The following is a 1,838-nucleotide window of genomic DNA, read 5'->3' as shown; positions in this document are numbered from 1 at the left end:
TTGTTTTTCACACTGATAAAAGCCTAGTACTTAGTTAGCCAAACTGCAAACAATTAGGATGGATGTCTAGCTTATTTGGTGCCATGAGGGAAAGAAGTGAATTTAAAGCGGTTTGTACTGCTTTTACATCATCTAGCTTATTTGCACCGCCAATTCCTACCGATTGGATTAATTTCATTGCTGGCATCGAAGAGTCCTTTTCTTTTGTGTTATGTTGTTTAAGCACGACGTGTTAGTAGTAAATTAACACTCACTATTTAAAGTGGGTGTCTTTGTTATTTTCTTGTAAATTAACACCCACTATTTAAAGTAGGTGATGAGATGGACGCTCCCCAAAACGGCGTCAATGCGCCAAACTGGTATTAACTCACACTCAGTTAAAGGGAACGTCCATCATGAAAATTAGCACATTATCAATTGATTTGGCAAAAAATGTATTCCAAGTCGCTGGCTTTAATTCTAACCATAAAAGAGAATGTAATAAACGCTTAAACAGATCTAAACTCAACGCCTTCATGGCGAATACCCCACCGTGCCGCGTGGTGATGGAAGCCTGCTATTCTTCCCACTACTGGGGGAGAGTATTTACGTCTTACGGTCATACCGTTGACCTTATCCCTGCACAACACGTTACCCCCTTTGTTCGCGGTAATAAAAACGACAGTAACGATGCGCTTGCTATCTATGAAGCAAGCTTACGCCCTAATATTAAATTCGTTCCTATTAAAACCGAAGCTCAGCAAGAAATACTCATGCTTCATAAAATACGCGAGCGGCTGCTACAAAACCGCATTGCTGCAACGAATCAATTACGCGGTTTATTGGTCGATTTTGGGTATGTATTTCCTGTCGGTATTAAGGCATTAGAGCAAGGACTCATTGCGTTTGAAAGTGACTCTGCACTTCGCCCGCTATTACGTACAATGGTGAGTGATATTTACACTGAGTACAAAACCCTTGTTAAACGCATTAAAGCCATTGAAGCGATGCTTACTGCACATGTTGAACGCGATGCTAACGCCAAAATACTTCACTCTATTCCTGGCGTGGGTGTGCTCAATGCCTCAGCTTATGCAGCGTCAATCGGGAACGGTCAGGCATTTAAAAATGCAAAAGAGCTGGGGGTGTGGCTAGGGTTAACACCTAAACAATACGCGTCAGGCGATAAAAGTAAAATGTCTGGTATTACTAAGCGAGGTAACAGTTACCTACGAAAACAACTTATTCATGGTGCTCGCGCCATTATCGCCAGAAGCCACCATAAAACAGATGCGTTAAGTTTGTGGATTAACCAGTTGCGCGAGAAAAAACATTTTAATTGTGTGGTGGTTGCCACCGCACATAGATTGGCTCGACTGATGTGGATATTGCTGACCAAGCAAACTCTTTACTCTCCTCAGTATGTGCAAAATACACAGAAGGATGCTTAATTATGCGTATTTTACACGCCAATCACACCCGAGTTTACGATTTAAGACAGCCCGTCGAAGACATAGGTTTTAAAACCTGAGTGGGTGTTTGGGCACTTAAGTCGTAACATACGCTTATCCTGTATGTACTTCACTTATAATGAAACAAAAAGCGCACGCTAACCAAGGTTAACCAGATAAAGACACGAGATTTAATCTCGTTTGGGTGAATATTTTTTAGGTCCCTTGGTACGAAGCTCATTAGGAGCATGGCGCATGATAACCATGACGCCATAGCTCGAATATATGTCAGTACCTTTGCTTTTCAGCAAGCTTGTGACGCATCATGACGGTGAAATGGGATACATGATAATAAAATAAAGGCATCAATTTTGATGTTTATACATTAGCTCGTCTTGACTTCAGGGG

2 protein-coding genes are annotated in these 1,838 nt (G+C 41.5%); one reads left to right on the top strand and one right to left on the bottom strand.

All coding sequences use genetic code 11. The features are described from left to right. Nucleotides 1-34: 34 nt before the first annotated feature. Nucleotides 35-187: a hypothetical protein gene (locus I6F65_RS21230; RefSeq protein ID WP_197114808.1), complete on the bottom strand. Its 153-nt coding sequence runs from the start codon at nucleotides 185-187 to the stop codon at nucleotides 35-37. A gap of 208 nt (nucleotides 188-395) precedes the next feature. Between I6F65_RS21230 and I6F65_RS21225 the strand changes: the two genes are divergently transcribed. Beyond that, on the top strand, nucleotides 396-1,430 hold the full coding sequence (locus I6F65_RS21225) for an IS110 family transposase (RefSeq protein ID WP_197114806.1): 1,035 nt from the start codon (nucleotides 396-398) through the stop codon (nucleotides 1,428-1,430). The last annotated feature ends 408 nt before the right edge of the window (nucleotides 1,431-1,838 follow it).

This window comes from Pseudoalteromonas sp. SWXJZ94C (genome assembly GCF_015864385.1).
In the GTDB taxonomy this organism is placed as follows: Bacteria; Pseudomonadota; Gammaproteobacteria; order Enterobacterales; family Alteromonadaceae; genus Pseudoalteromonas.
Note: the sequence above shows the minus strand (reverse complement) of the source record. Positions and strands in the feature narration are given on the sequence as shown.